Source organism: Halorubrum sp. AJ67, from assembly GCF_000513435.1.
Genome location: NZ_CBVY010000016.1, coordinates 47,109 through 49,753 on the forward strand (window position 1 = coordinate 47,109; position 2,645 = coordinate 49,753).

1 protein-coding gene and 1 pseudogene are annotated in these 2,645 nt (G+C 67.4%); one reads left to right on the plus strand and one right to left on the minus strand.

The features are described 5' to 3' along the window. The coding region (locus BN903_RS12120) for an RND family transporter (protein ID WP_154018133.1) at nt 1-2,044 on the plus strand (2,044 nt) is incomplete at its 5' end. Between the two features lie 116 nt (nt 2,045-2,160). Here the strand turns inward: BN903_RS12120 and BN903_RS12125 are convergent. Then, nucleotides 2,161-2,544: pseudogene (locus tag BN903_RS12125) on the minus strand (bacteriorhodopsin); the annotation flags it as partial. Nucleotides 2,545-2,645: the final 101 nt, after the last annotated feature.

Consider the following 2,645-nt stretch of genomic DNA (forward strand, 5'->3'; position numbering starts at 1 on the left):
GGAGGGCGCGACCGAGACCGAGGTGCGCCGGACCGTCCGCCAGCTCGCCGCCGAGAACCCGGCGTTCTCGCGCAGCCTCGCGACCGATTTCAACCCGACGAGCGCCTCGGCGTCCGCCTCGATCACGGTCGTCTCGCACGACGTCCCGAGCGGGTTCGACGATCTCGCGGGCCTCCAGACGGAGGTCGCCTCGATCGCTGAAGACGAGCCGGCGGACATCCGAGCGTTCGGCACCGGGATCACCAACGCCGAGACCGGACAGGTGATCGGCGACTCGCTGACGATCGTGATGCCCGTCGTGGTGCTGTTGCTGTTGCTGTTCCTCGTCGTCGCCTACCGCGATCCGATCGACCTCTCGCTCGGGCTGCTGTCGCTTCTGATGACGGTGTTGTGGACGTTCGGGTTCCTCGGCTACTCGGGGATCCCGTTCAACCAGCAGATGATCGCCGTTCCGGTACTCCTGCTTGCGGTCGGCGTCGACTTCGGCATCCACATCATCAACCGCTACCGCGAGGAGACCGTCGAGGGGTTCGAACCCGTCGAGGCGATGCGGACCGCGAACAACCAGCTGATGGTCGCGTTCGTCATCGTCACGGTGACCACCGTGTTCGGGTTCGGCGCGAACGTCATCTCCGATCTCACGCCGATCCGCGATCTCGGGCTCGCGTCGGCGATCGGTATCGTGTTCACCTTCCTGATCTTCGGGCTGTTCCTGCCCGCGGCGAAGCTGGAGGTCGATCGCCTGCGCGAGCGCTACGGCGTCCCCGAGTTCAACTCGAAACCGATCTCCTCGGAGGACTCGACGCTCGGACGCCTGCTCGCGTTCCCCGCGCGCGCCAGTCGGTACGCGCCGATCGCGTTCGTCGTGGTGCTACTCCTGACCGGCGGCGTCGCGGCCGCCTACGGGAGCGGCGTCGACACCTCCTTCGAGCAGGAGGACTTCCTCCCGCCGGCCGAACAGCCCGAGTACATCACGTCGCTGCCCGAGCCGTTCGCGCCCGGGACCTACACCGTCACGGAGACGATCAACCTGTTGGAAGACCGGTTCGCCACGAGCCAAGACCAGTCGGTGACGATATACGTCGAGGGGAACTTCGAGGAGGACCACGCCTTGGCGGCGCTTTCACAGCCGAACGAGGACCCGCCGGACGCGCTCGCGGTCGGTGACGGCGGAAGCGCTCGCCCGACGAGCGTCGCCACGGTGATCCGGTCGCACGCCGATCGGAACCCCGAGTTCGGCGAACTCGTCGCGCGGAACGACCGCGACGGCGACGGGGTTCCCGAACGCAACCTCGACCGGATCTACGACGAGCTGTTCGCGTCGCCGTCCGGCGACCGCGCCGAGCAGTACCTCACGCCGGACCGGCGGAACGCCAAGATCGAGTACGCGATCGACGCGGACGCATCGCAGGCCGAGGCCGCCGCCGACGCCCGCGCGTTCGCCGAGGACTTCCGGTACGAAGCGACCGCGACCGGACAGCTCGTCGTCTTCGACGCGATCACGGACATCATCTTCGACTCGGCGATCCAAGGGATGATCCTCGCCGTGGGACTGACGGCCGGGTTCCTCGTCGTCGCCTACGCCGTGTTAGAGGGGAAACCGTACCTGGGGATCGTGAACGTCTTCCCGATCTTGGTCGCGATCGCGTTCCTCATCGGGACCATGCGGGCGCTCGGACTATCCCTGAACGCGCTGACGGCGACGATCCTCTCGATATCCATCGGGCTGGGGATCGCGTACTCGGTCCACGCGACCCACCGGTTCATTGACGAGTACAACAGCGGTCGGAACGCCTACGACGCGATGACCACGACGCTGTCGGGCACCGGGGGTGCGCTCCTCGGGAGCATGCTCACGACGTCGCTCGGCACGGGAGCGCTCGCGCTCGCGATCACGCCCGTGCTCGGGGACTTCGGGCTCCTGATGGCGCTGAGCGTTCTGTACTCGTTCGTGTTCACGGTCGTCGCGTTGCCGCCGGCGGTGTTGCTGTGGGAGCGCTACCGCAGCACGCCGACGGGACGGACCGCGGCGAGTTCGGCCTGAACTCCAAGGCGGCGACCGTCGACGACACCGACCGCCTCGGGGTCGCCGTCGAGACCACTGACGGGCGGCGACGCGAGACGAAGCGGCGGGTCAGGGCGAACGGAGAGAACCGATCGTCAGTCCGCGGTCGACGCGCCGGTCCCCGCGGGTGCGACGCTCCCGCCCTCTTTGTCACCGGCTGCCGACTCCGCGTCGGCCGTCAGCGTCTCCACGTTGGCGAACACGAAGCCGGCGAAGCCGACGCGCAAGAGGATGTCGAGGTACTCCAGCGTCACCGTCGCGGTGAAGGCGTCGAACAGCCCGGCGATCTGGAGCATCGCCCACGCGATCAACACGCCGAAGGCGAACAGCGCGAGGTTCCGCGTCTTTGTGTAGAACAGCTCGCGGGCGGGGGGCTGCCGCGACGCCGCGCTCGCCACCGGCCCGAAGAACAGCCCGATCAGCGTCACGTACCCGACGAGGATGGCGAGCGTGCCCGCCGTCGCGAGCGGCCCCGCGAACCGTAATAACTTCGATAGCATACATTANACGAAGTTATACGATGGTTCGCGGTGGATTGTGGTCNCGTCTAGAGCAAGAGCGTTTGGACCCGGAAACNCCT